The organism is Xanthomonas sp. WHRI 7065 (assembly GCF_040203115.2).
In the GTDB taxonomy this organism is placed as follows: Bacteria; Pseudomonadota; Gammaproteobacteria; order Xanthomonadales; family Xanthomonadaceae; genus Xanthomonas; species Xanthomonas arboricola.
In genome coordinates this window covers 826,645-846,276 of sequence record NZ_CP168194.1, presented here as the reverse complement: position 1 = coordinate 846,276, position 19,632 = coordinate 826,645, and the positions used below count along the sequence as shown (strand labels likewise).

17 protein-coding genes are annotated in these 19,632 nt (G+C 67.0%); 3 read left to right on the top strand and 14 right to left on the bottom strand.

The window, feature by feature from the left end:
• Positions 1-233: 233 nt before the first annotated feature.
• The 6 genes from xerC to ABQY64_RS03590 all read right to left on the bottom strand — a co-directional run bounded on the left by xerC (position 234) and on the right by ABQY64_RS03590 (position 5,679).
• On the bottom strand, positions 234-1,121 hold the full coding sequence (xerC, locus tag ABQY64_RS03615; protein ID WP_181098454.1) for a tyrosine recombinase XerC: 888 nt from the start codon (positions 1,119-1,121) through the stop codon (positions 234-236).
• A gap of 78 nt (positions 1,122-1,199) precedes the next feature.
• A complete protein-coding gene (locus ABQY64_RS03610) occupies positions 1,200-1,871 on the bottom strand; it encodes a DUF484 family protein (protein ID WP_167708387.1) in 672 nt (223 codons plus the stop codon).
• Positions 1,871-2,722 (bottom strand): diaminopimelate epimerase, encoded by an 852-nt coding sequence (dapF, locus tag ABQY64_RS03605; RefSeq protein ID WP_349779682.1) that lies wholly within the window; start codon positions 2,720-2,722, stop codon positions 1,871-1,873. Before dapF ends, ABQY64_RS03610 begins: the two co-directional genes overlap by 1 nt.
• Positions 2,712-2,966: a lipoprotein gene (locus ABQY64_RS03600; RefSeq protein WP_016903632.1), complete on the bottom strand. Its 255-nt coding sequence runs from the start codon at positions 2,964-2,966 to the stop codon at positions 2,712-2,714. Before ABQY64_RS03600 ends, dapF begins: the two co-directional genes overlap by 11 nt.
• A gap of 38 nt (positions 2,967-3,004) precedes the next feature.
• Positions 3,005-3,403 carry a YbaN family protein gene (locus ABQY64_RS03595; RefSeq protein ID WP_104623427.1) on the bottom strand — a complete coding sequence of 133 codons (399 nt, stop codon included), beginning with the start codon at positions 3,401-3,403 and terminating at the stop codon, positions 3,005-3,007.
• A 161-nt stretch (positions 3,404-3,564) separates the two neighbouring features.
• A complete protein-coding gene (locus tag ABQY64_RS03590; protein ID WP_349779683.1) occupies positions 3,565-5,679 on the bottom strand; it encodes a S9 family peptidase in 2,115 nt (704 codons plus the stop codon).
• 109 nt (positions 5,680-5,788) lie between these two features.
• Between ABQY64_RS03590 and ABQY64_RS03585 the strand changes: the two genes are divergently transcribed.
• A complete protein-coding gene (locus tag ABQY64_RS03585) occupies positions 5,789-6,973 on the top strand; it encodes a pyridoxal phosphate-dependent aminotransferase (RefSeq protein ID WP_349779684.1) in 1,185 nt (394 codons plus the stop codon).
• Positions 6,974-7,328: 355 nt separating this feature from the next.
• Here the strand turns inward: ABQY64_RS03585 and ABQY64_RS03580 are convergent, their stop codons facing one another.
• Both ABQY64_RS03580 and ABQY64_RS03575 read right to left on the bottom strand, forming a co-directional pair.
• A complete protein-coding gene (locus ABQY64_RS03580) occupies positions 7,329-9,422 on the bottom strand; it encodes a prolyl oligopeptidase family protein (protein WP_104623429.1) in 2,094 nt (697 codons plus the stop codon).
• Between the two features lie 67 nt (positions 9,423-9,489).
• Entirely contained in the window at positions 9,490-9,801 is a 312-nt protein-coding gene (locus tag ABQY64_RS03575) for a hypothetical protein (protein WP_349779685.1), read from the bottom strand.
• Between the two features lie 288 nt (positions 9,802-10,089).
• On the opposite strand from ABQY64_RS03575, the gene ABQY64_RS03570 reads away from it, so the two are divergent.
• A complete protein-coding gene (locus ABQY64_RS03570; RefSeq protein WP_104596512.1) occupies positions 10,090-10,659 on the top strand; it encodes a lipocalin family protein in 570 nt (189 codons plus the stop codon).
• A 284-nt stretch (positions 10,660-10,943) separates the two neighbouring features.
• On the opposite strand, the gene ABQY64_RS03565 is transcribed toward ABQY64_RS03570, so the two are convergent.
• Positions 10,944-11,909, bottom strand: a complete 966-nt coding sequence (locus ABQY64_RS03565) for a YafY family protein (protein WP_102252855.1) — start codon at positions 11,907-11,909, stop codon at positions 10,944-10,946.
• 284 nt (positions 11,910-12,193) lie between these two features.
• On the opposite strand from ABQY64_RS03565, the gene ABQY64_RS03560 reads away from it, so the two are divergent.
• Positions 12,194-12,994, top strand: coding sequence for a YdiY family protein (locus tag ABQY64_RS03560; protein ID WP_016903804.1), 801 nt, complete (start codon positions 12,194-12,196; stop codon positions 12,992-12,994).
• Between the two features lie 631 nt (positions 12,995-13,625).
• On the opposite strand, the gene hemC is transcribed toward ABQY64_RS03560, so the two are convergent.
• From hemC to mdoH, 5 genes are all read right to left on the bottom strand, one after another.
• Complete coding sequence (hemC, locus tag ABQY64_RS03555; protein WP_039514150.1) at positions 13,626-14,540, bottom strand: hydroxymethylbilane synthase; 915 nt, start codon at positions 14,538-14,540, stop codon at positions 13,626-13,628.
• A gap of 112 nt (positions 14,541-14,652) precedes the next feature.
• Positions 14,653-15,384 (bottom strand): LytTR family DNA-binding domain-containing protein, encoded by a 732-nt coding sequence (locus ABQY64_RS03550; RefSeq protein WP_016903806.1) that lies wholly within the window; start codon positions 15,382-15,384, stop codon positions 14,653-14,655.
• Positions 15,385-15,416: 32 nt separating this feature from the next.
• A complete protein-coding gene (locus ABQY64_RS03545; RefSeq protein ID WP_349779686.1) occupies positions 15,417-16,469 on the bottom strand; it encodes a sensor histidine kinase in 1,053 nt (350 codons plus the stop codon).
• 4 nt (positions 16,470-16,473) lie between these two features.
• Positions 16,474-17,142 (bottom strand): alpha/beta hydrolase, encoded by a 669-nt coding sequence (locus tag ABQY64_RS03540; RefSeq protein WP_349779687.1) that lies wholly within the window; start codon positions 17,140-17,142, stop codon positions 16,474-16,476.
• 173 nt (positions 17,143-17,315) lie between these two features.
• Positions 17,316-19,253 carry a glucans biosynthesis glucosyltransferase MdoH gene (mdoH, locus tag ABQY64_RS03535; RefSeq protein WP_349779688.1) on the bottom strand — a complete coding sequence of 646 codons (1,938 nt, stop codon included), beginning with the start codon at positions 19,251-19,253 and terminating at the stop codon, positions 17,316-17,318.
• Between the last annotated feature and the right edge of the window lie 379 nt (positions 19,254-19,632).

The window sequence follows — 19,632 nt, the reverse complement described above, 5'->3', positions numbered from 1 at the left end:
GGGAAGCTGCCACGCAAACCCGTCTCTGCAGTACGCGGCCGTCATATGCGCATCACTGCAACAAACGCTCCGGCCGGAATAACCACGCAGGCCCGCGCATGGATGCGCGTACAAGCGCCAATGCCTGCACTTGAGCCCCTCTCCCTCGGGAGAGGGGCTCAAGAGCGGCGATTCGCACGCGGCGGTACTTCAGAGAAGTGGTTAACCGCCAAGCGCAACACACGCCGCACCACTCACTCAGCAGCTTTCTTGCGCTTGGCGCGCGGATGCGCGGCGTCGTAGACCTTGGCCAGATGCTGGAAATCCAGATGCGTATAGATCTGCGTAGTGGCGATATCCGAATGGCCAAGCAATTCCTGCACGCCGCGCAGGTCGCCGGAGGATTCGAGGATGTGGCTGGCAAAGCTGTGCCGCAGCATATGCGGATGCACGTCCTTGAACATGCCCTGGCGCACTGCCAGTTGCTTGATGCGGATCTGCACTGCGCGCTGCGAAATCGCACCGCCGGCGCGGCCGGGGAATACATGGGTGTCGGCACGCCCGCCGCTGTCGCGCAGCCATTCGCGCAGCGCGCCGATCGCATGCGAGCCCACCGGCACCAGGCGCTGCTTGCCGCCCTTGCCGAGCACCATCACCAACCCGCTGTCCAGATCCAGGTCGCGCCAGCGCAGCGCGCAGAGCTCGCTCAGGCGCAGCCCGGACGAATAGAACAGCTCCAGCAAGGCGCGATCGCGCAGGCCCAGCGGCGCGTCGGTTGGCACCTCGACCAGACGCACCGCTTCATCGGCATCCAGTACCTGCGGCAATTTACGTGGCGCCTTGGGTGCACGCAGCGCCGCCGCCGGACTTGCGGCAATGCGGCCATGCTTGAGCAACCAGGCGTAGTAACTGCGGCATGCCGACAGACGACGCTGCAGGCTCTTGGGCGACAACCCGCGCCGGTGCTCGGCCGCAACGAACTGCCGCAACTGTGCGCTATCGAGCTGCGCCACATCGTCGATGGCCTGTTCGCCGGCCCAGCCCACCAATGCGGCAAGATCGCGCTGGTAGGCATCCAGCGTATGCGCAGACACCTGCCGCTCGACCTGCAGATACGCCAGGAAATCGTCGACCGACGCCACCTCAGGCTCCCCGCTGCCGCACCGTCGGTGCGGCCATCCAGCGCAGGCTGCACGCATCGGCGCACCCTGCACGGCGCATCATGTGTCGAAGCGCTGCAAGGCCACGCCCAGGGACTCGCCCATCATGCGCAGGAACAAGGTGCCCATGCCGGGATAGAAGCGGTTGGCGTCGCTGCTGCCGACCGCAATCAGGCCGATGCCGGGCAACGGCAGCAGCGCGGTGGATTGCACGTTGGCAGCCTGGTCGGCGTACAGCAGCGCATGTTTTTCCGTCTGCAGGCGGCCGCAGATCGGCTCGCCGTCGCTCAGGCAATCGCGGAACGGGGCAAGCCGTGCATCGTCGGCGGCAATGACCTGCAGCCAGTCGGCCTCCAAGCCGGCGACCGGCTTGAGCAACACCAGCCGCACCAGTTCGCCATTGAAATCTTCCGCCAGCGAGGCGGCCATCGCCTTGAGCGTGTCGGCCGCGCTGGTCTGGCGCATCAGCGCCAGGGTCAGTTGATGCGTGCGTACTGCCAGGCGCTCGTTGTCCTGCGCATTGTGGCCAAGCTCGTGCAGGCGCCGCGACAGCTCGCGGTTCTTGTCGCGCAGCACTTCCAGCTGATAGGTGGCCAGCGAGGCAGTGGGGCCGTCGTCGCGCGGCACCAGCAGACTCACCGCCAGATCCGGGAACTGCTTGAGGAAGGTCGGGTGGCGCCGCAACCAGGTTGCCACTTCGTGCGCGCTGAATTTGTCCGTGTTCTCGCTCATCAGTTCCACTCTCCATCGAAGACGAACACGGCCGGGCCTGACATCACGACTTCCTGTTGTTCGCCGGCCCAACGGATGCGCAGCTCGCCGCCGGGCAAGGACACCTGCACGTCGCGCTCGACACGGCCACGCTGCATCAGCACCACCGCCGCCGCGCAGGCACCACTGCCGCAGGCCAGGGTTTCGCCGACGCCGCGCTCGAACACGCGCAGGCGCACATGCGTCGGGTCGACCACCTGCACAAAGCCGACGTTGACCGAATCGGGGAACGCGGCGTTCTGCTGCAACAGGCCGCCGACGCGCTCCACCGGCGCCGCGTCCACCCGCCCCACTTCCACCACGGCATGCGGGTTGCCCATCGACACCGCGCCAAAGCGCACGGTTTCGCCATGCACCGGCAGCGCATATTCCTCGCGCGCGCGCGCAAAGCCGGCCAGCGGGATCTGCGTGGGCTCGAACTGCGGCACGCCCATCGCCACCGCATAGGTGCCGGCATCCAGACGCTGCACGCGGTGGGAGGTGAACGGGCTATCGATGACGAAGTCATCGCCCTGCGCGGTGCCGTCGCGCACCAGCCAGGCGGCCACACAACGCGCGCCATTGCCGCATTGGCGCGCGGCCGAGCCGTCGGAATTCCAGATGCCGTACGCGGCCACCGCCTCGCTGCTGCGCGGGTTCTCGATGGTCAGGATCTGGTCGCAGCCCACCCCGAAATGGCGGTCGGCCAGGCGTGCGGCCAGCGCGGCATCCGGCGGCGGCGTGCCGTCGCGCAGGTCCAGCACCACGAAATCGTTGCCGGCGCCATGCATTTTGGTGAAACGCAGACGCCCGCTGTGGCCGTCAGCGCTCATTGCCGCTGCTAGCGGGCTGGTCGGTGGTGGGTGCGGGCTGCGTATCGGTGTTCACCGGCGCAGGCGCAGGCGAGGACTCATCCAGCGGTTGCGGCGCGTCCGGCGGCTGCAGCACGGGCTGGGCTTCCACCGGCACCGGCTTCTGCGGCATTACCAGCGGGCCCTTGTTGCCGCAGGCGGCAAGCAGGACAAAGGTCGCACCAACCAGTGCGAGACGAACAGACGGTCGGGACATGATGCTCATGGCCGAAGTATAGCCAGAACACCCTGACTGCCGTGCGCTCAGTGCGCGCTGGGCAGCACGCGCGGTGGCGGCTCGGGGCGTAGCCACAGCCAGATCGCCACCACCGCCATGCTGCCGATCGACAGGCATTTGACCCAGAACACCGGCACGCACCACAGCATGATGCCGGCGCAGACGGTCATGGTGAGCGTGGCCATCCACTTGGCCTTGCGGCTGACCGCGCGATAGGTCTGCCACTCGACGATCGCCGGGCCGAAGCGCGGGTGCGAGAGCAGCCAGTTGTGCAGGCGCTCGGAGCCGTGCGAGGCGGCCCAGGCGGAAATGAGGATGAACACGGTCGTCGGCAGGCCGGGCACGAAGATACCGACAATGCCGGTCGCCAGGCTGGCGTAGGCCAGCAACCACCAGGCCCAGCGGAATCGAGTCGGTCGCGTCATGGGTAAATGATACGGCCAGCGGGCGCCGAGATGGTCCGGGCATCCCCTTCTCCCACCGGAAGAAGGGGCCCGAAGGGCGGATGAGGGGACGTCTGCACGCAGTGATGGGCGGGTCCTGCTTACGAATCCCCAATCCCGACTCCCCAATCCCCGCCCCTCAACTACTTGACCCCGAGCTGATCCAGCACAAACGCATACGACTCGGCGAGTTCGCGGTAACGGCGGAAGCGGCCGGACTTGCCGCCGTGGCCGGCTTCCATGTTGGTGCGGAAGACGATCGGCTGGGTACCGGTGTTGTCGTCGCGCAGCTTTGCCACCCACTTGGCCGGCTCCCAGTACTGCACCTGCGAATCCCACAGACCGGTGCCGACGAACAGGGCCGGGTAGGCCTGCCTGGTCACGTTGTCGTACGGGGAATAGGACAGCATGTAGTCGTAATAGGCCTTCTTTTCCGGGTTGCCCCACTCGTCGTATTCGTTGGTGGTGAGCGGGATGCTGGCATCGAGCATGGTGGTGACCACGTCGACGAACGGCACCTGCGCGACCATCACGCGGTAGTCCTGCGGCGCCATGTTGGCCACCGCACCCATCAGCAACCCACCGGCGCTGCCGCCGGAGGCGGCGACGCGATCCTTGGCGGCATAGCCCTGTTCCACCAGGCCGCGGGTGACGTCGATGAAGTCGGTGAAGGTGTTCTTCTTGTGCAGCAGCTTGCCGTCGTCGTACCACTGGCGGCCCATTTCCTGGCCGCCGCGGATGTGCGCGATGGCATACACCACGCCACGGTCCAGCAGGCTGATCGCCGGCAGGTTGAACGCCGGGTCCATCGACATGCCGTAGCTGCCGTAGGCGTACTGGAACAACGCCGCAGTGCCGTCCTTCTTGAAGCCGCGCTTGTACACCAGCGACACCGGCACCTTGACGCCGTCGCGCGCAGTTACCCAGACGCGCTCGGTGACGTACTTGCCGGCGTCGTAACCGATCACCGGCTGCTGCTTGAGCAGCTTGCGCTCGCCGGTCCGCGTGTTGAGCTCATAGGTGGTGGCCGGCGTAGTCAACGAGGTGTAGCTGTAGCGCAACCACTCGGTGTCCGGCTCGGAATTGACCGCCAGGCCCATCGAATACGCAGGCTCGTCCGCCTTGACGTACTCATGACTGCCATCACCCTTGAGCAGGCGTACGCGTTCCAGCCCGCCGGAGCGCTCTTCGATCGCAGTAAACCCGTCGAACAGCTCGAAGTTTTCGATATAGACTTTGTCATCGTGCGCCACCCAGTCGGTCCACTGCTTGCGCGTGGTCGCATCGGTGGGTGCGGTCACCAGCTTGAAATTCTTGGCGCCATCGGCATTGGTGCGGATCACCCAACGGCCATCGAAATGCTCGGGGTGATACTCGACATCGCGCTCGCGCTTGGCCAGCAGGGTGAAGCGCTCGGGATTGTCGGCCGGCGCATAACGCGTCTCCGACGACACCGTGCTTTCCACGCCGATGGTGATGTACTTGTCGTCGCGGGTACGGCCGATGCCCATGTAGAAGCTGTCGTCCTTCTCCTCGTAGACCAGCACGTCGTCCTTGGAGGGCGTGCCCAGCACGTGTTTCTTCACCCGCACGGTGAGCAGCGTTTCCGGATCGTTTTCGACATAGAACAGGGTCTTGTTGTCGTCGGCCCAGACCACGTTGGCCGACACGCCTTCCACCGTATCGGGGTAGATCTCGCCGGTGTCCAGATTCTTGAAACGGATCGTGTACTGGCGACGGCCCACCGCATCGTCGGCCCAGGCCAGGATGCGATTGTCCTGGCTCACTTCCGCATCGCCAACGCTGAAGTAGCCCTTGCCCTGCGCCATCTGGTTGACGTCGAGCAGGATCTGTTCCGGCGCGTCCATGCTGCCCTTGCGGCGCGCCTGGATCGGGTAGTCCTTGCCGGCCTCGAAGCGCGTGTAGTACCAGTAGCCGCGCTCGCGATACGGCACGCTGGCGTCATCCTGCTTGATGCGCCCGACGATCTCGGTATACAGCGCGTCTTCCAGCGGCTTGAGCGGCGCCATCACCGTGTCGGTGTAGGCGTTCTCGGCGTTGAGATAGGCCAGCATCGCCTTGTCCTCACGCTTGTCGTCGCGCAGCCAGTAGTAGTCGTCGTTGCGGGTGGCGCCGAACGGGGCCTTGACCACATGCGGACGCTTGGCCACGTCCGGCGGCGACGGGAGAGCTGCGAAGGCGGAAGGAACAGATGTGGTCATCAGGCTGGCGATCAGAAAGGTGAGGACAGGCTTCATCAGATTGGGGTCCGTTGGATGAACGCAATGCCATCCCAGCACCCGAGTGTGGAAGAGGCCGGCCGGGAGCGTCATGTGCCCGAGGTCATGCTGCTCTATCCTCTTCGGCATGGACTCCCTACATTCGCACGCTCCCCGCTACAGCCGCCGCAGCCAGGACATCGCCCCGTTTCATGTGATGGCGCTATTGGCGCGCGCCAATGCGCTGGAGCAGGCCGGCCACGATGTGATCCACCTGGAGATCGGCGAACCGGATTTCACCACCGCTGCACCGATCGTCGCAGCCGGGCAGGCCGCATTGGCAGCGGGCCATACCCGCTACACCGCCGCCCGCGGCCTGCCCGCGCTACGCGCCGCCATCGCCGGGTTTTACGCGCAGCGGTACGGCTGCGCTATCGATCCGGAACGCATCCTGGTCACCCCGGGCGGCTCCGGCGCATTGCTGCTGGCCAGCAGCCTGTTGGTCGACCCGGACAAACACTGGCTGCTCGCCGACCCCGGCTATCCGTGCAACCGGCATTTCCTGCGCCTGGTCGAAGGCGCCGCGCAACTGGTGCCGGTCGGCGCAGACACCGATTACCAGCTGACGCCAGGTCTGGTCGACGCCTGCTGGAACGCCGACAGCGTCGGCGCACTGGTCGCCTCGCCGGCAAATCCCACCGGCAGCGTGCTGTCGCGCGCGCAACTGGCCGGCTTGTCGCAGGCGCTGCATGCACGCGGCGGCCACCTGGTGGTGGACGAGATCTACCACGGCCTGACCTACGGCATGGACGCGCACAGCGTGCTGGAAGTGGACGACAGCGCCTTCGTGCTGAACAGTTTCTCCAAGTACTTCGGCATGACCGGCTGGCGCCTGGGTTGGCTGGTCGCTCCGCCCGCAGCGGTGCCGGAGCTGGAGAAACTCGCGCAGAATCTTTACATCAGCGCCTCCACGATCGCCCAGCACGCCGCGCTTGCGTGTTTCACGCCAGAGAGCATCGCCATCTTCGAAGCACGCCGTGCCGAGTTCCGGCGGCGCCGCGATTACCTGCTGCCCGCGCTGCGCGCACTAGGCTTGAACATCGCCGTCGAACCGCAGGGTGCGTTCTATCTGTACGCGGATATCAGCGCATTCTCGGACGATGCCCAGGCCTTCTGCGCGCATTTCCTGGAGACCGAGCATGTCGCCTTCACCCCCGGCATCGACTTCGGACACCACCGCGCCAACCAGCACGTCCGCATCGCCTATACGCAAAGCCTGCCACGCCTCGAGCAGGCGGTGGAGCGGATTGCACGTGGCTTGCAACGTCTTTGATCGAACCAGCGCCAGTGCGCACGGCGCATCTCTTCGAGCAGCGCCTGGACGTGGCCGCAGGTTCACTGCATCGATGTAAAAAGCCGTGACTGCTGTTTGCCGCGGTTTTTGCAAGGCTGCTTGTGGGATTGCCCCGCCCTGAAGCGAACCAAGCGCCGCAGCCACGCGTGGCTGCATGGGCACCCTGCTGGGCGTAGCCCGTGGCGCGCGCGTACCCTCATCCGCCCTTCGGGCACCTTCTGCCGATGGGAGAAGGAACCAACAAAAAAGCCCTGGACCATTCGGCCCAGGGCTTTTTTCAACGCAGCACATGATCAAGACAACTCGAACTACGGAGTTGCCTTGAGTCGACAACTCAATCCGCCAGCCGCTCCCACAGGAAGCTGTAGGCCAGCGCCGCCATATGCGCGGCCTGTGCGTTGTTGGCCGCACCGCCGTGGCCGCCTTCGATGTTTTCGTAGTAGGTCACGTCCTTGCCGGCCTCGATCATCTTGGCGGCCATCTTGCGTGCGTGGCCCGGATGCACGCGGTCGTCGCGCGTGGAAGTCAGGAAGATCACCGGCGGATAGCTCTTCTTCGGGTCGAACAGGTGGTACGGCGAGAAGGTCTGGATGAACTTCCAGTCGTCGGTATCCGGGTTGCCGTACTCGGCCATCCACGAGGCACCGGCCAGCAGATGGCTGTAGCGCTTCATGTCCAGCAGCGGTACCTGCACCACCACCGCGCCGAACAGCTCCGGATACTGGGTCAGCATGTTGCCGGTCATCAGCCCGCCATTGCTGCCGCCCTGCACGCCCAGATGTCTGGTCGAGGTGATCTTGCGCGCGACCAGGTCCTTTGCCACCGCAGCCATGTCTTCATAAGCCTTGTGGCGGTTCTGCTTGAGCGCGGCCTGGTGCCAGCGCGGGCCGTATTCGCCACCGCCGCGGATGTTGGCCACCACGTAGACGCCGCCCTTTTCCAGCCAGGCGCGGCCCAGTCCGCCGGAATAATTGGGCGTCATCGAAATCTCGAACCCGCCGTAGCCGTACAGCAGGGTCGGCGCGCTGCCATCGAGCTTCAACGCCTTGGGGCGCACCAGGAAATACGGCACGCGGGTACCGTCCTTGCTGGTGGCAAAGTGCTGCTCGATGCTGTCCTTGCCGGCATCAAAGAACGCCGGCATGGCCTTGAGCGGCTGCGGCGCGGTGCCCACCTCCACCCACGACAAGGTGGTCGGGGTCAGGTAGTCGGTAACGGTCAACCACAGCGCGTCGCTGTCGTCGCTGTCCACCGCGCTGACGTCGACGGTGCCGAACGCCGGCGCACCGACGAAGGCGCTCTTCTTCCAGCCATCCTGCCCAGGCGTGATCACGCTCAGGCGGTTCTTGACGTCTTCCAGCACGTTCAACACCAGGTGCGAACGCGTCCAGGCGATACCTGCCAGCGAGGTGCTGTCGGTGGGCTCGAACAGCACATCGAAGCTGCGCTTGCCGGCCATGAAGTCGTCAAAGCGCGTCGCCAACAGCGAGCCGGCCTTGTAGGTCTTGCCGGCCACGGTCCAGGGTTCGCGCAGTTCCAGGGTCAGCCATTGCCGCTTGACCGACTTGCTGGCCGAGTTGGGCGCATCCACCTTGACCAGCTTGCCGTCGGCGCCCTTGAGATACAGCTCCTCGTTGTAGAAGGCCAGCGTGCGGCTGACGAAATCACGCTCGAATCCGGGCGTGTCGTCGTGCATCGCGGCGATGTACATATCGGTCGGCTTGCCCTCGTACACCACCGTGGCGGCGCTGAGCGGAGTGCCACGCTTCCACTGCTTGGCGATGCGCGGATAGCCGGAGCTGGTCATCGTGCCGGCACCGAAATCGGTGAACACGTAGACGGTGTCCTGGTCGATCCAGCCCAGCCCGCCCTTGGATTCGGGGCGGAAGAAGCCGTCCTTGACCCACTGCTTGCCGGCCAGGTCGAACTCGCGGGTGACATCGGCATCGGCGCCGCCGCGCGACAGCGCGATCAGGCAGCGCTGGTAATCCGGGCGCAGGCAGTCGGCGCCGTGCCAGACCCAGTTCTCGCCTTCGGCCTTGTTGAGCGCATCCAGGTCCAGCACCGTTTCCCACTTGGGCGCCGGCTTGCGGTACTCGTCCAGCGTGGTGCGCCGCCACAGGCCGCGTTCGTGCTGCTTGTCCTTCCAGAAGTTGTAGTAGTACTCGCCAATCTTCTGCACGCCGGGAATCTTCGCGTCCGAATCCAGCACTTCGCGGATGCTGGTCTCCATCTGCTTGAAGGCCGGCGTGGCCGCCAGGCGCGCCTCGGTCTTGGCGTTCTGGGCCTTGACCCAGTCCAGCGACTTGGCGCCGGAGACATCTTCCAGCCAGGCGTAGGGATCGTTGGACACGGCGGTTTCCTCTGCAGAGACGGCGCCAGCGGTGATCAGACCGGCAACCAGGCAGATCGAGGCGAGTTTGGACATGAATGTTTCCGGGAGAACGAACGCCGGGAACGTAGCATAGCCCTCCGCCGCCCGACCCTGCCGAAGGTCAGGCCGCGCGCGCCTGTGTCGCCGCACGCGAAGTGCTGCGTCGGCGTTGTGCCTGCGGCCCGCGCCGACGTGGCGCACCGCGCCGCGCACCTGGCCGCACCAGGGCCGGCAATGCGAACCGGTGCAGGCTCCACCAGGCCAGCATCGGCATGCCGACCAGCCACAGCGGCAGCCAGCCGATCCACTCGCTGTGGCCGCGCGCGGCCGGCCAGACCAGCACCAGGGCCAGGCCGGCCAGGGCGATCTGCCGGACCGGGCGCACCACGCGCGGGTCGGGACGTTCGGAACGGCGGGAAGGACGAATCGACATGGCGGCACTCCGTGGCAGGAAGGATCAGGACAGGCCGGCAGGATTGCCTGCGCCTATCTCACCGACTGCGACCTGGCGGCGAAAACCGGAGAGACCGCCTTGCCGGGTGCCGACGCCGCAGCGCGATAACCACCGCCAGGCCACCGATGGCGCCCTCTTCCGCACCCGGTCCCGGGCGCCCGGTTGCCACGTTTGAGGCAGCCACGTGCGCCAGACCCGACCGTTGACGCGAACTTGCCCCCTGCATGCGGTAGTGTGCTGCTCCAACTGCCCCTTTGTGATGTTGCGATGCGCCTGACCGTTACGATCGCCCTCGCTTTTCTGTTCGTCCTCGGCCTGCCCGTGGCATCCGCCAAGGACACGCCTGCCAGCGAGCCGGCGGTCGATCTGTCCAAGATCATGGGCACCTGGTATGTGATCGCGCGCATGCCCAACCCGGTCGAGCGCGGCCACGTCACCAGCCGCGACGAGTACACCCTGGTCGAAGACGGCAAGGTGGCGGTGCGCTATCTCTACCGCGAGGGCTTCGGCGAGCCGGAGAAAGAGGTCAACGCGCGCGCCTCGGTGGATGCAGAGAGCGGCAACCGCGACTGGCGGGTATGGTTCTACAAGGTCATCCCGGCCAAGCAGCGCATCCTGGAGATCGCACCGGACGGTTCGTGGATGCTGATCTCCTACCCCGGCCGCGACCTGGCCTGGATCTTCGCGCGCAAGCCGGACATGAGCCGCGACCAGTACCGCAAGCTGGTCGACAAGATGCGCGATGACTATTCCATCTACACCGACAAGCTCAAGCGCGTGCCGCAGCTACGTGAGCAGGTGGACCGCCTTGGCTTTGAAGTGCCCAACAAGCGCTGAAATTGGCGCTCCGATCGGTTTTTCCCGGCCGGATTCAGTTGTTACAGGTGTCAGCTGACTGGATGCGCCGGCCGAGAAGATTCGGCGCAATGCGTCGCTGGCGACCTTGTCGCTTCAACTTCAACTGCACGCTCCCGGCGCGGTTTCAGCAGGAACTGCGCTGCAACGCGCGTTACCACCATTGGCGACATTGACGCGCGCTACGCCGTATCAGCGGCTACTTCGGACACGCGCACGCAGCTGTCGCACGACAGCTTGCTCCAGGCACCACGCCCCTGCCACGCTCAGTCGTAGTTGCTCAAGGCCAGCGACAGCAGCGCCTTGGCCTGCTCGCGCAGCGAGACCGGCTCGACGATCTCCGCGTCCGAGCCGTAATGCAGCACGTCCATCAGCAGTTCGCGCGAGTTGCTGTACGGCACCCTGAGCTCGTAACGGCCATCGGCCAGAAAGCGGCCCTGCTGCTTGGAATGCCAGTGCTCGTCGGCGACCCAGCGCGCAGCCTTGGCACTGAACACGATGGTGGCCCAGCCCTTGGGCGCGCCGGAAAAGATGCCGTAGCTGGCCGCCAGCTGCTCGTCCAGCTCGCTGTCCGGCACATCGCGCGGCACGCTCTCGAGCAGGCGTGCGTGATTGATGCGGTCCACCGCAAAGCTGCGCACGCCATCGCGGCCGTGGTCCCAGGCATCCAGGTACCAGTTGTCGCGGTAGTGGGTGATGCGCTGCGGGGACACGGTGCGCTTGGTCGATTCGTCGGTGGAACGGGCGCGGTAGTCGAAGCTCAGCTGCTTGCGCTCCAGCACGCCGGAGGCCACAGTGCGGAAGCTGGCTTCGTCCAGCTTGCGGCCGCGGTGCGGAATCACCCGCACCCGGTCCACCGGCCATTGCGACACGCCGGCCTGGGCCGCCAGTAATCCTTCGATGCGTTGCTGCAGCGGCGCCAGCATCGAGGACAACACTCCGCCACCGGTGCGCGCCAGCAGTTGCTGGGAGGCCAGCAGCGCGTGCAGTTCTTCCGAACTCAGCCACAGGCCGGGCAGTTCGAAGCGGTCGCTTTCGCCTGAGAGATAGCGGAACCCCGATTCGCCGTCGCCTTCCACCGGCGCCATCAGCGCATCGCGCAGAAACGCCAGGTCGCGGTACACGGTTGCGCGGGAGCAGCTCAGCTCATCCTGCAGCCGCGCCACCGTGACCGGGTAGCGTGCCGATTTGAGCAAGCGATGCAGGGAGTTGATGCGTTCGTAGCGGTCCATGCGTCGATTATGTCCGAGTCTTTGCGTGGCAGGGTGAGCGTCGCTGTACACCGGCAATCATGCCTGGATCGGCGCCGCGACTGTGCGCGTTCGGCCCGGTCGCTGGCCTGCAGCGCGCGCGGGCCGGGCCTGCTTGCGATGCGCCAGTCGCTGGCGTTGCGCAAGCCGACGCCCGAACCCCTTCTGAAGCGCAGCATTCACTTGCTCATGACGCAGCCGCTCAGTCCGTTATCATGAAATCGCTTCCACCCTCTTTCGCCCCTGTCCTCCAAAGCGAGCCGCCCATGTCCCGCCGTGCCCCGTTGTCTGCCCTGCTGCCGCTGTTGTTGATCACGCCCACCGTCTGGGCCCAGGCAGTCGCACCGGCCCCGGTGGACCCGGCCGCCGCCGTGATGCCGTCGCCGTGGGGCGGGAGCAGTGGCGAGCTCGGCTATGCCGCCGCCCATGGCAACAGCACCACCGACAGCCTCAACGGCCGGATCCGCCTGCGTTATACCGACGGCGACTGGATCCACAGCCTGGATGCCACCGCGCTGCGCTCCAGTTCCGAATACACCAATACCAACGACGACGGCAGCACCTCGCGCGAGCGCCAGACCACTGCCGAGCGCTACACCGGCAGCGCCGGCAGCGCGCTGCAGTTGGGCGAGCACCGCCAGCTCACCGCCACCGGCCGTTACGAACACGACGACTTTGCCACCTACGACCGCCTGGCCACCTTCGGTATCGGTTACGGCACGCGCCTGATCGATGCCGAGCGCTTCTACCTGGATGCGCAGATCGGCCCGGGTATCCGGCGCGCGCACAACAGCGACGAAGACCGCAACGAGACCGGGCTGATCGGGCGCGGGCTGTTCGACCTCAAGTACACCGTCACCGACAACACCGACCTGATCAACACGCTGCTGGTGGAATCGGGCGAATACAACACCTACGCGCAGAACGATTTCGGTGTGCAGGTCAGCATGAACTCGCACTTCGCGCTCAAGGCCGCCTGGCAGATGCGCCACAACAGCGAGGTCAGCGACGGCGACAAGAAGACCGACACCCTGACCACGGTCAACCTGGTCTATACGTTCAAGTAAACACCCGCGATCGGTAGGAGCGGCCCGGGCCGCGAAGGGCTTTCCCGATAAAGCCTCTCGCGGCCAGGGCCGCTCCTACGCAGAGCGCAGCTTGCTGGACAGGCCCTGCGCGACGCGGTGGTCAATGGGCCCAGACATTCGACTACGCAACCGCGATCTGTAGGAGCGGCCCTGGCCGCGAGGGGCTTTCCCGGTAACCCCTCTCACGGCCAAGGCCGATCCTACGAGGAGCGCAGCTTGCTGGACAGGCCCTGCGCGACGCGGTGGTCAATCGGGTCCATACGTTCGACTACGCAACCGCAATCTGTAGGAGCGGCCCTGGCCGCGAGGGCTTTCCCGGTAAAGCCTCTCGCGGCCGGGGCCGCTCCTACGAAGAGCGCATCTTGGTTGGGCAGGCCCTGCGCGACGCGGTGGTCAATCGGGTCCATACATTCGAATACGCAACCGCGATCTGTAGGAGCGGCCTTGGCCGCGATGGGCCTTCCCGGGAAAGCCTCTCGCGGCCAGGGCCGCTCCTACGAAGAGCGGGCGCTGCGTGAGGGCGGGCGTTGCGGGCTTGGCGGCGAGGTCTGGAGTCTGCGCCTGGCTCGGCGTCGATGCCGGTCGCGTTACACGTTGACGCGACGGCGCGTTACAGCTCGGCCAGCAGCTGCGCGGCGCCCTTGTCGAACAGGCCTTGCGCGACCAGGCGGCCGAGGGCCTCGGTGTCGTCGGCGCTGCCGTGCGCCTCGGCGTGGATCAGGCGTCCATCGCTGGCGCTGCCGACCATGCCCTGCAGGAACAGGCCCTGCCCTTCCCAACGCGCGAACGCCGCCACCGGCACATGGCAGCTGCCGTGCAGCGCGCGATTCATCGCCCGCTCCGCTTCCACGCAGGCGCGCGTGCGGCCGGCGTCCAGCACTGCCAGCAGGCCGTGGATGCGCGCATCGTCGCCACGGCATTCCACCGCCACCGCGCCCTGGGCCGGTGCCGGCAACCAGTCCGGGACGTCCAGACGCGCGGTGATGCGCGCATCCAGGCCCAGCCGCTGCAGGCCGGCGCAGGCCAGCACGATGGCGTCGTAACCACCGTTATCGAGTTTGGCCAGGCGGGTATTGACGTTGCCGCGCAGGTCGATCAATTCCAGATCCGGGCGGGCCGCGCGCAGCTGCGCCTGACGCCGCAAGGAGGAGGTGCCCACGCGGGCGCCCAGCGGCAGCGCCTGCAGGTTGGCATAGAGATTGGACACCAATGCATCGGCGGCATCGCCGCGCTCCATGATCGCCGGCAGCACGAAGGGCGCGTCCAGCTCCATCGGCACATCCTTGAGCGAATGCACCGCGCAATCGGCCTCGCCGCGCAGCATCGCCAGCTCCAGCTCCTTCAGGAACAGGCCCTTGCCGCCGATCGCGGCCAGCGAACGGTCCAGCACCTCGTCGCCGCGGGTGCTCATCGGCACCAGCGCGACCTCCAGCCCGGGGTGGTGCTGGCGCAGCGCGGCGGCGACGTGTTCGCTCTGCCAAAGGGCGAGCGGGCTCTTACGGGTGGCGATGCGGAGCGTGGTCATCGGGCCATTATCACGGACCGGGCGCGTAACTCCTACCTGGAGCGCACGCCGGCGCCCGCAGCACATTGCCGCGACCGAGCAACGCCCCCCACCACACGTGACAGGTCACGCCCTAACGCAATTGCTCGCGCAGGCTGGCCACGCAGCGGCGGCTCACTTCCAGCGGGTGCGGCACGTTGCGCAGCACCGCGTGCACCTGACCATCGCCGCTGCGGCGCAGTTCCACCAGCTCGGCGCGCGCGACCAGACAATTGCGGTGGATGCGCACCAGGCGGTCGGCGAATTCGTCTTCCAGCGATTTGAGCGACTCTTCGATCAGGTCCTCGCCGCGGGCGTGGTGGACGATGACGTACTTTTCCTCAGCCTGCAGGTAGCGGATGTCGCCGATGGCGATCAGCCGCAGGCTGCCGCGCAGGCGTGCGCACAGGTGCGTGCGCAACGGCGGCGGCGTGGCGCTGGGCGCGCGCCCGGCCAGGAAGGTGGCCACCTTTTCCAGTGCGGCAGCCAAGCGTTCGGGGCGCACCGGTTTCATCAGGTAGTCCAGCGCGGCGGCATCGAAGGCCGACAATGCATGCTGGTCGTAGGCGGTGCAGAACACCACCGCCGGCTGCGGCTGGCTCTGGCGCAGCAGGCGCGCGGTTTCCAGGCCGTCGACGCCGGGCATGGCGATGTCCAGCAACACTAGGTCCGGATGCAGGTGATGGCACTGCTGCAGCACCTGCTGGCCGTTTTCGGCTTCGCCGATCACTTCGACATGCGGATGTTCGCCCAGCAGCAGGCGCAGGCGCTCGCGCGCCAGCGGCTCGTCATCGGCGATCAGCACCCGCACTTGCGTGGCCGTCATGGACATCCCCCTTCGCTGCAGCGACTCCCCCGTCACGACAGCGGCAATGTGATCTCACAAGCATAGTAGCCCTCGGCCCAGCTGGCCGCCATCCGTGCACCGGCACCGAACTGGAACGCCAGCCGGTGCGAGATGCTGGCCTGGGCGTGCCCGGCCCCGGCCACCAGCGGCAACTGGGTGCCCGGCTGCGGGGCGGGATTGACGATACGGATCTGCAACTGGTTGCCGCGCTGGCGCAGCGACAGGTACAGCGTGCCGCCCTCGGGCATGCGCGAGACGCCGTGCAGCACGGCGTTTTCCACCAGCGGCTGCAGCACCAGGCGCGGCATCGGCAGCTCCCACGGCAACGGCTCCTGCCGGTGCCAGCGCACCTGCAGGCGCTCGCCCAGGCGCAGCGATTCGATCGCCAGGTAGCGTTCGGCCAGTTCGCATTCGGCGCGCAGGCTGGACATGCCTTCGCCGGCACCGAGCGCGGCGCGGAACAGGTCCGACAGGTCCAGCACCGCCTGCTCGGCCACCACCGGGTCGCGGCGCAGCAGGCTGGCGATGAGATTCATGCTGTTGAACAGGAAATGCGGGCGGATGCGTGCCTGCAAGGCATCGGACTGGGCACGCGCATTGGCCTGCACCTGCGCTTCCCAGCGGTCGCTGACGTAGAAGTAGCGCAGTGCCAGCGCGGTGATCAGCACCACCGTCGCCGCGCTGCCCAGGGTGAAACGCCAGAAGCCGACCAGGGGACCGAGCGGGGCCTGGTCGAGCGCCGCATATAGGGCGTGCACGATTCCGGCGCCGAGCATCGCCACCACCGCGGCGATCGACAGCGCGGCCAGCCCGCCCACCCGTGGCGGCAGCCGCGACAACGCCGGCCGCAGCACGCACAGCAGCACGCTGACCGCCAGCGCCAGCCACAGCGCCAGGCCGCTGGCCGAGACAAAGCGCGACAAGGTGATGGAGCGCGCCGCGTCGGCGTCGGGCACCAGGGTCACCACCAGCACCACCAGTTCGGCCAGGCCCAGCATGGCGCCCAACCGTGGCAGCCGGCACAGGTCCGGCATCCAGGCGGTCTGGGGCGCGTGCTGGGCCATGGCCTCAGGCGGCGGTGAAGCGCGCCTGCATCCAGGTGCGCAAGGCCTCGATCTCTTCCAGGCAGACCTGGTGGCCCATCGGGTAGGTGTGCCAGTCCAGTTCGAAACCGAGCGTGCGCAGGGTCTGCATGCTGGCCTGGCCGGCACCGAACGGCACCACCGGGTCGACGGTGCCGTGGGCCATGAACACAGGTTGGCGGGCAGCAGCCGGCTGCAGCTGGCTGGCGGCCGCCGCCGGCTCGGGCAGGTAGGTGGACAGGGCGATCAACCCGGCCAGCGGTACGCTGCGCTGCAGCCCGACCGCCAAGGTCACCGCGCCGCCTTGCGAGAACCCGGCCAGCAGCATGCGCTCGGGGGCGATGCCGCGGGATTGCTCGTGGGCGATCAACGCCTCAACCTGGGCCACCGATTCGGCGATGCCCGCCTTGTCGGCACGCGTGGCGAAATCCATGCCGACGATGTCGTACCAGCCGCGCATGCGCACGCCGTTGTTGATGGTGATCGGGCGGATCGGCGCATGCGGAAACACAAAGCGCAGCGCCGGCCAGTCCGGGCGCACCAGTTCCGGCACCATCGGGGCGAAGTCGCTGCCATCGGCGCCCAGGCCGTGCAGCCACAGCACGGTCCATTGCGGGTTCGGTCCGGTCTCGCGTTCGATCACTTCCAGCATCATCCAGCTCCGCTTGCGGGCTGGGCATTATGCATGTCGCCATCGGCCGGGCCGATCACGGGCCGGTCGAGCCAGATGCGTCGACCGGTCTCGGCGCCCGTCGTGGGCGCTTTGCTTGGCGTGACAGACGCGGAGATCGCAACGTGCATCGATCCCGCCATGCGCCGCTCGCACGCTCAGATCAGCGACGGCTCCAGCGCGGCGGCGCGGCGCAGCTCGGCTGCACGCACCAGCACCTTGGGCGGATCGAGCTCTTCGGGAATGCAGAAAATGCCGGCGCGGCGCAGCCCAAGGCCGGTGCGGCGCAACGAGGTCAATGCCACCACCGGGATCGACACCGCCATGCCCACGATCACCGGCGCCATCCAGGCCGCCAGCGATGGCGACACCGTATAGGCCACCGCGCCCATGAACAGGCCGAACACGGTCAGCCCGCCGTAGCTGCGCAACAGCGCCGGCCACGACAGCTTGCCGTCGTCGCGCACCTGCGCATCCCAGCCCGAATCCTTGCCGGCCAGTACCTCGAACACGCCGCGCGACTGCAGGTACATCACCACCGGCGCCATCAGCGCCGCCAGCACGGTTTCCAGCAGGATGCTCAGCAGCGCGCGGATGGCACCACCGCAGGCACGCAACTCGCGCGGGTTGAGCAGCAGCGCGATGTAGCCCAGCAGCTTGGGCGCCAGCAGCACGAACATGGTGCAGACGAAGATCCAGATCGCGTTGCCCTGGCTGCTGCCATGCCAGTAACGGGCGGGCGAGAACGGCAGGTCGCCGGCCAGATCGATTCCGCCGCCGGCCAGCGGAATGCCGATGCCGATCAGCATCAGCAGGCCCCACATCGGCGCGGTGAAGTAATGCCCGATGCCGATCAGCATGTGCATGCGGCTGATCCAGTGCAGGCCTTTGGCGCCCACCACCTTGGCGTGCTGCAGGTTGCCCTGGCACCAGCGGCGGTCGCGGATCAGCAGGTCGGTCAGCGTGGGCGGGCCTTCCTCGTAGCTGCCCTGCAGGTAGGGCACCATGTGCATGGCCCAGCCGCCACGCCGCATCAGCGCCGCCTCGACGAAGTCGTGGCTGAGCACATGCCCGCCGAACGGCTTGCGCCCGCGCAGCGACGGCAGGCCGGCGTGGTCGGCGAAGGCCTGGGTGCGGATGATGGCGTTGTGGCCCCAGTAATTGCTCTCGGCGCCATGCCACCAGGCCACGCCGAAGGCGATGATCGGCCCGTACACGCGCCCGCCGAACTGCTGCATGCGGGCAAACAGCGTCTGCCCGTTGACCACCGCCGGCAGGGTCTGGATCAGGCCCACGTCCGGGTTGTTTTCCATGCCGGCGACCAGCCGCACGATGGTGTCGCCGGTCATCACGCTGTCGGCGTCCAGGATCAGCATCTGCGGGTAGTTGCCGCCGAAACGGCGCACCCAGTCGGCGACATTGCCAGCCTTGCGCGCGGCGTTGTCGGCGCGGCGGCGGTAGAAGATGCGCCCATGTCCGTCGACGCGATCGCACAGCTCGTTGTACACCAGTTCTTCGGCACGGCCGATGTGTTCGCGGGTGGTATCGCTGAGCACGAAGAAGTCGAAATGCTCCAGCTGGCCGGTTTCGGCCACCGATTCGTAGATCGCCTGCAGGCCTGCCAGCAGCCGGCGCGGGTCTTCGTTATAGGTGGGCATCAGCAACGCGGTGCGCGTGTGCAGGGTCGGCAGCGGCGCTTCCGGGTCGATGCCGAGCTTGCGTCCGGCGCGCGCCACCACGGTGACGAAACCAGCCACCGCGCTGGCGAAGGACATCGCGATCCAGGCGAACAGCAGCACGAACAGGCCGAGCAGGCAGCCTTCCAGCACGCTGAGGCCATCGGGCCACAGCACGCTGAGCATCACCCACACCGCCACGGCGGTGGTGGCGCAGGTGCCGCCGATCAGATAGAAGCGCCGCACGCCGATGCCGACCGGCGCGGTGCGCTGATGCGGCACCTGCAGACGGCCTTCGCGCAGGGATTGCTCAGGCATGGCCAGCGGCGCTTCCGGTGGCAGCGTAGGCTGACCGGCGTCGAGGGCGGAAACGGGGGGAAGATCGGTTGGTGCGGGGGAAAGAGTCACAGTGCCGTCCATCAAGGCTGCCCGCCGCACGATCGCGACAGTGTGGGCTGAAGCGGGAGATCCCTCCCCGCTACGCGTGGCGACGTCGCCGCATGCACCGCGGTCCGGGCGAGCCCGGCAGTGCGGGACCACGTCGCAGAATTGGCAGCTCTAAGACCACTCCGATGCACAAGCTCTCCTGGCTGCGACGATGACGTCGCGGCTCATCTTAAAGAATCGACCGTTAAAGGAAACGAAGGCCGCGCTGCAGTCTTCGCCCCACCCGACGAGGACCGCGCGGCAGACTACGCCGCAGCGACCGAACGCTACCCCAACAGATTGCAGTCTGGCGCGCGTGCTGTCACGGGCGGCAAACCTCACTGTCATGTCAGACAACTCCAAGTGATGTGCC

Coding starts and splice junctions, on each gene's coding strand:
- ABQY64_RS03610 (WP_167708387.1), bottom strand. CDS start 1,871: ATGAGCGAGAACACGGACAAATTCAGCGCGCACGAAGTGGCAACCTGG.
- dapF (WP_349779682.1), bottom strand. CDS start 2,722: ATGAGCGCTGACGGCCACAGCGGGCGTCTGCGTTTCACCAAAATGCAT.
- ABQY64_RS03600 (WP_016903632.1), bottom strand. CDS start 2,966: ATGAGCATCATGTCCCGACCGTCTGTTCGTCTCGCACTGGTTGGTGCG.
- ABQY64_RS03595 (WP_104623427.1), bottom strand. CDS start 3,403: ATGACGCGACCGACTCGATTCCGCTGGGCCTGGTGGTTGCTGGCCTAC.
- ABQY64_RS03590 (WP_349779683.1), bottom strand. CDS start 5,679: ATGAAGCCTGTCCTCACCTTTCTGATCGCCAGCCTGATGACCACATCT.
- ABQY64_RS03585 (WP_349779684.1), top strand. CDS start 5,789: ATGGACTCCCTACATTCGCACGCTCCCCGCTACAGCCGCCGCAGCCAG.
- ABQY64_RS03580 (WP_104623429.1), bottom strand. CDS start 9,422: ATGTCCAAACTCGCCTCGATCTGCCTGGTTGCCGGTCTGATCACCGCT.
- ABQY64_RS03575 (WP_349779685.1), bottom strand. CDS start 9,801: ATGTCGATTCGTCCTTCCCGCCGTTCCGAACGTCCCGACCCGCGCGTG.
- ABQY64_RS03570 (WP_104596512.1), top strand. CDS start 10,090: ATGCGCCTGACCGTTACGATCGCCCTCGCTTTTCTGTTCGTCCTCGGC.
- ABQY64_RS03565 (WP_102252855.1), bottom strand. CDS start 11,909: ATGGACCGCTACGAACGCATCAACTCCCTGCATCGCTTGCTCAAATCG.
- ABQY64_RS03560 (WP_016903804.1), top strand. CDS start 12,194: ATGTCCCGCCGTGCCCCGTTGTCTGCCCTGCTGCCGCTGTTGTTGATC.
- hemC (WP_039514150.1), bottom strand. CDS start 14,540: ATGACCACGCTCCGCATCGCCACCCGTAAGAGCCCGCTCGCCCTTTGG.
- ABQY64_RS03550 (WP_016903806.1), bottom strand. CDS start 15,384: ATGACGGCCACGCAAGTGCGGGTGCTGATCGCCGATGACGAGCCGCTG.
- ABQY64_RS03545 (WP_349779686.1), bottom strand. CDS start 16,469: ATGGCCCAGCACGCGCCCCAGACCGCCTGGATGCCGGACCTGTGCCGG.
- ABQY64_RS03540 (WP_349779687.1), bottom strand. CDS start 17,142: ATGATGCTGGAAGTGATCGAACGCGAGACCGGACCGAACCCGCAATGG.
- mdoH (WP_349779688.1), bottom strand. CDS start 19,253: ATGGACGGCACTGTGACTCTTTCCCCCGCACCAACCGATCTTCCCCCC.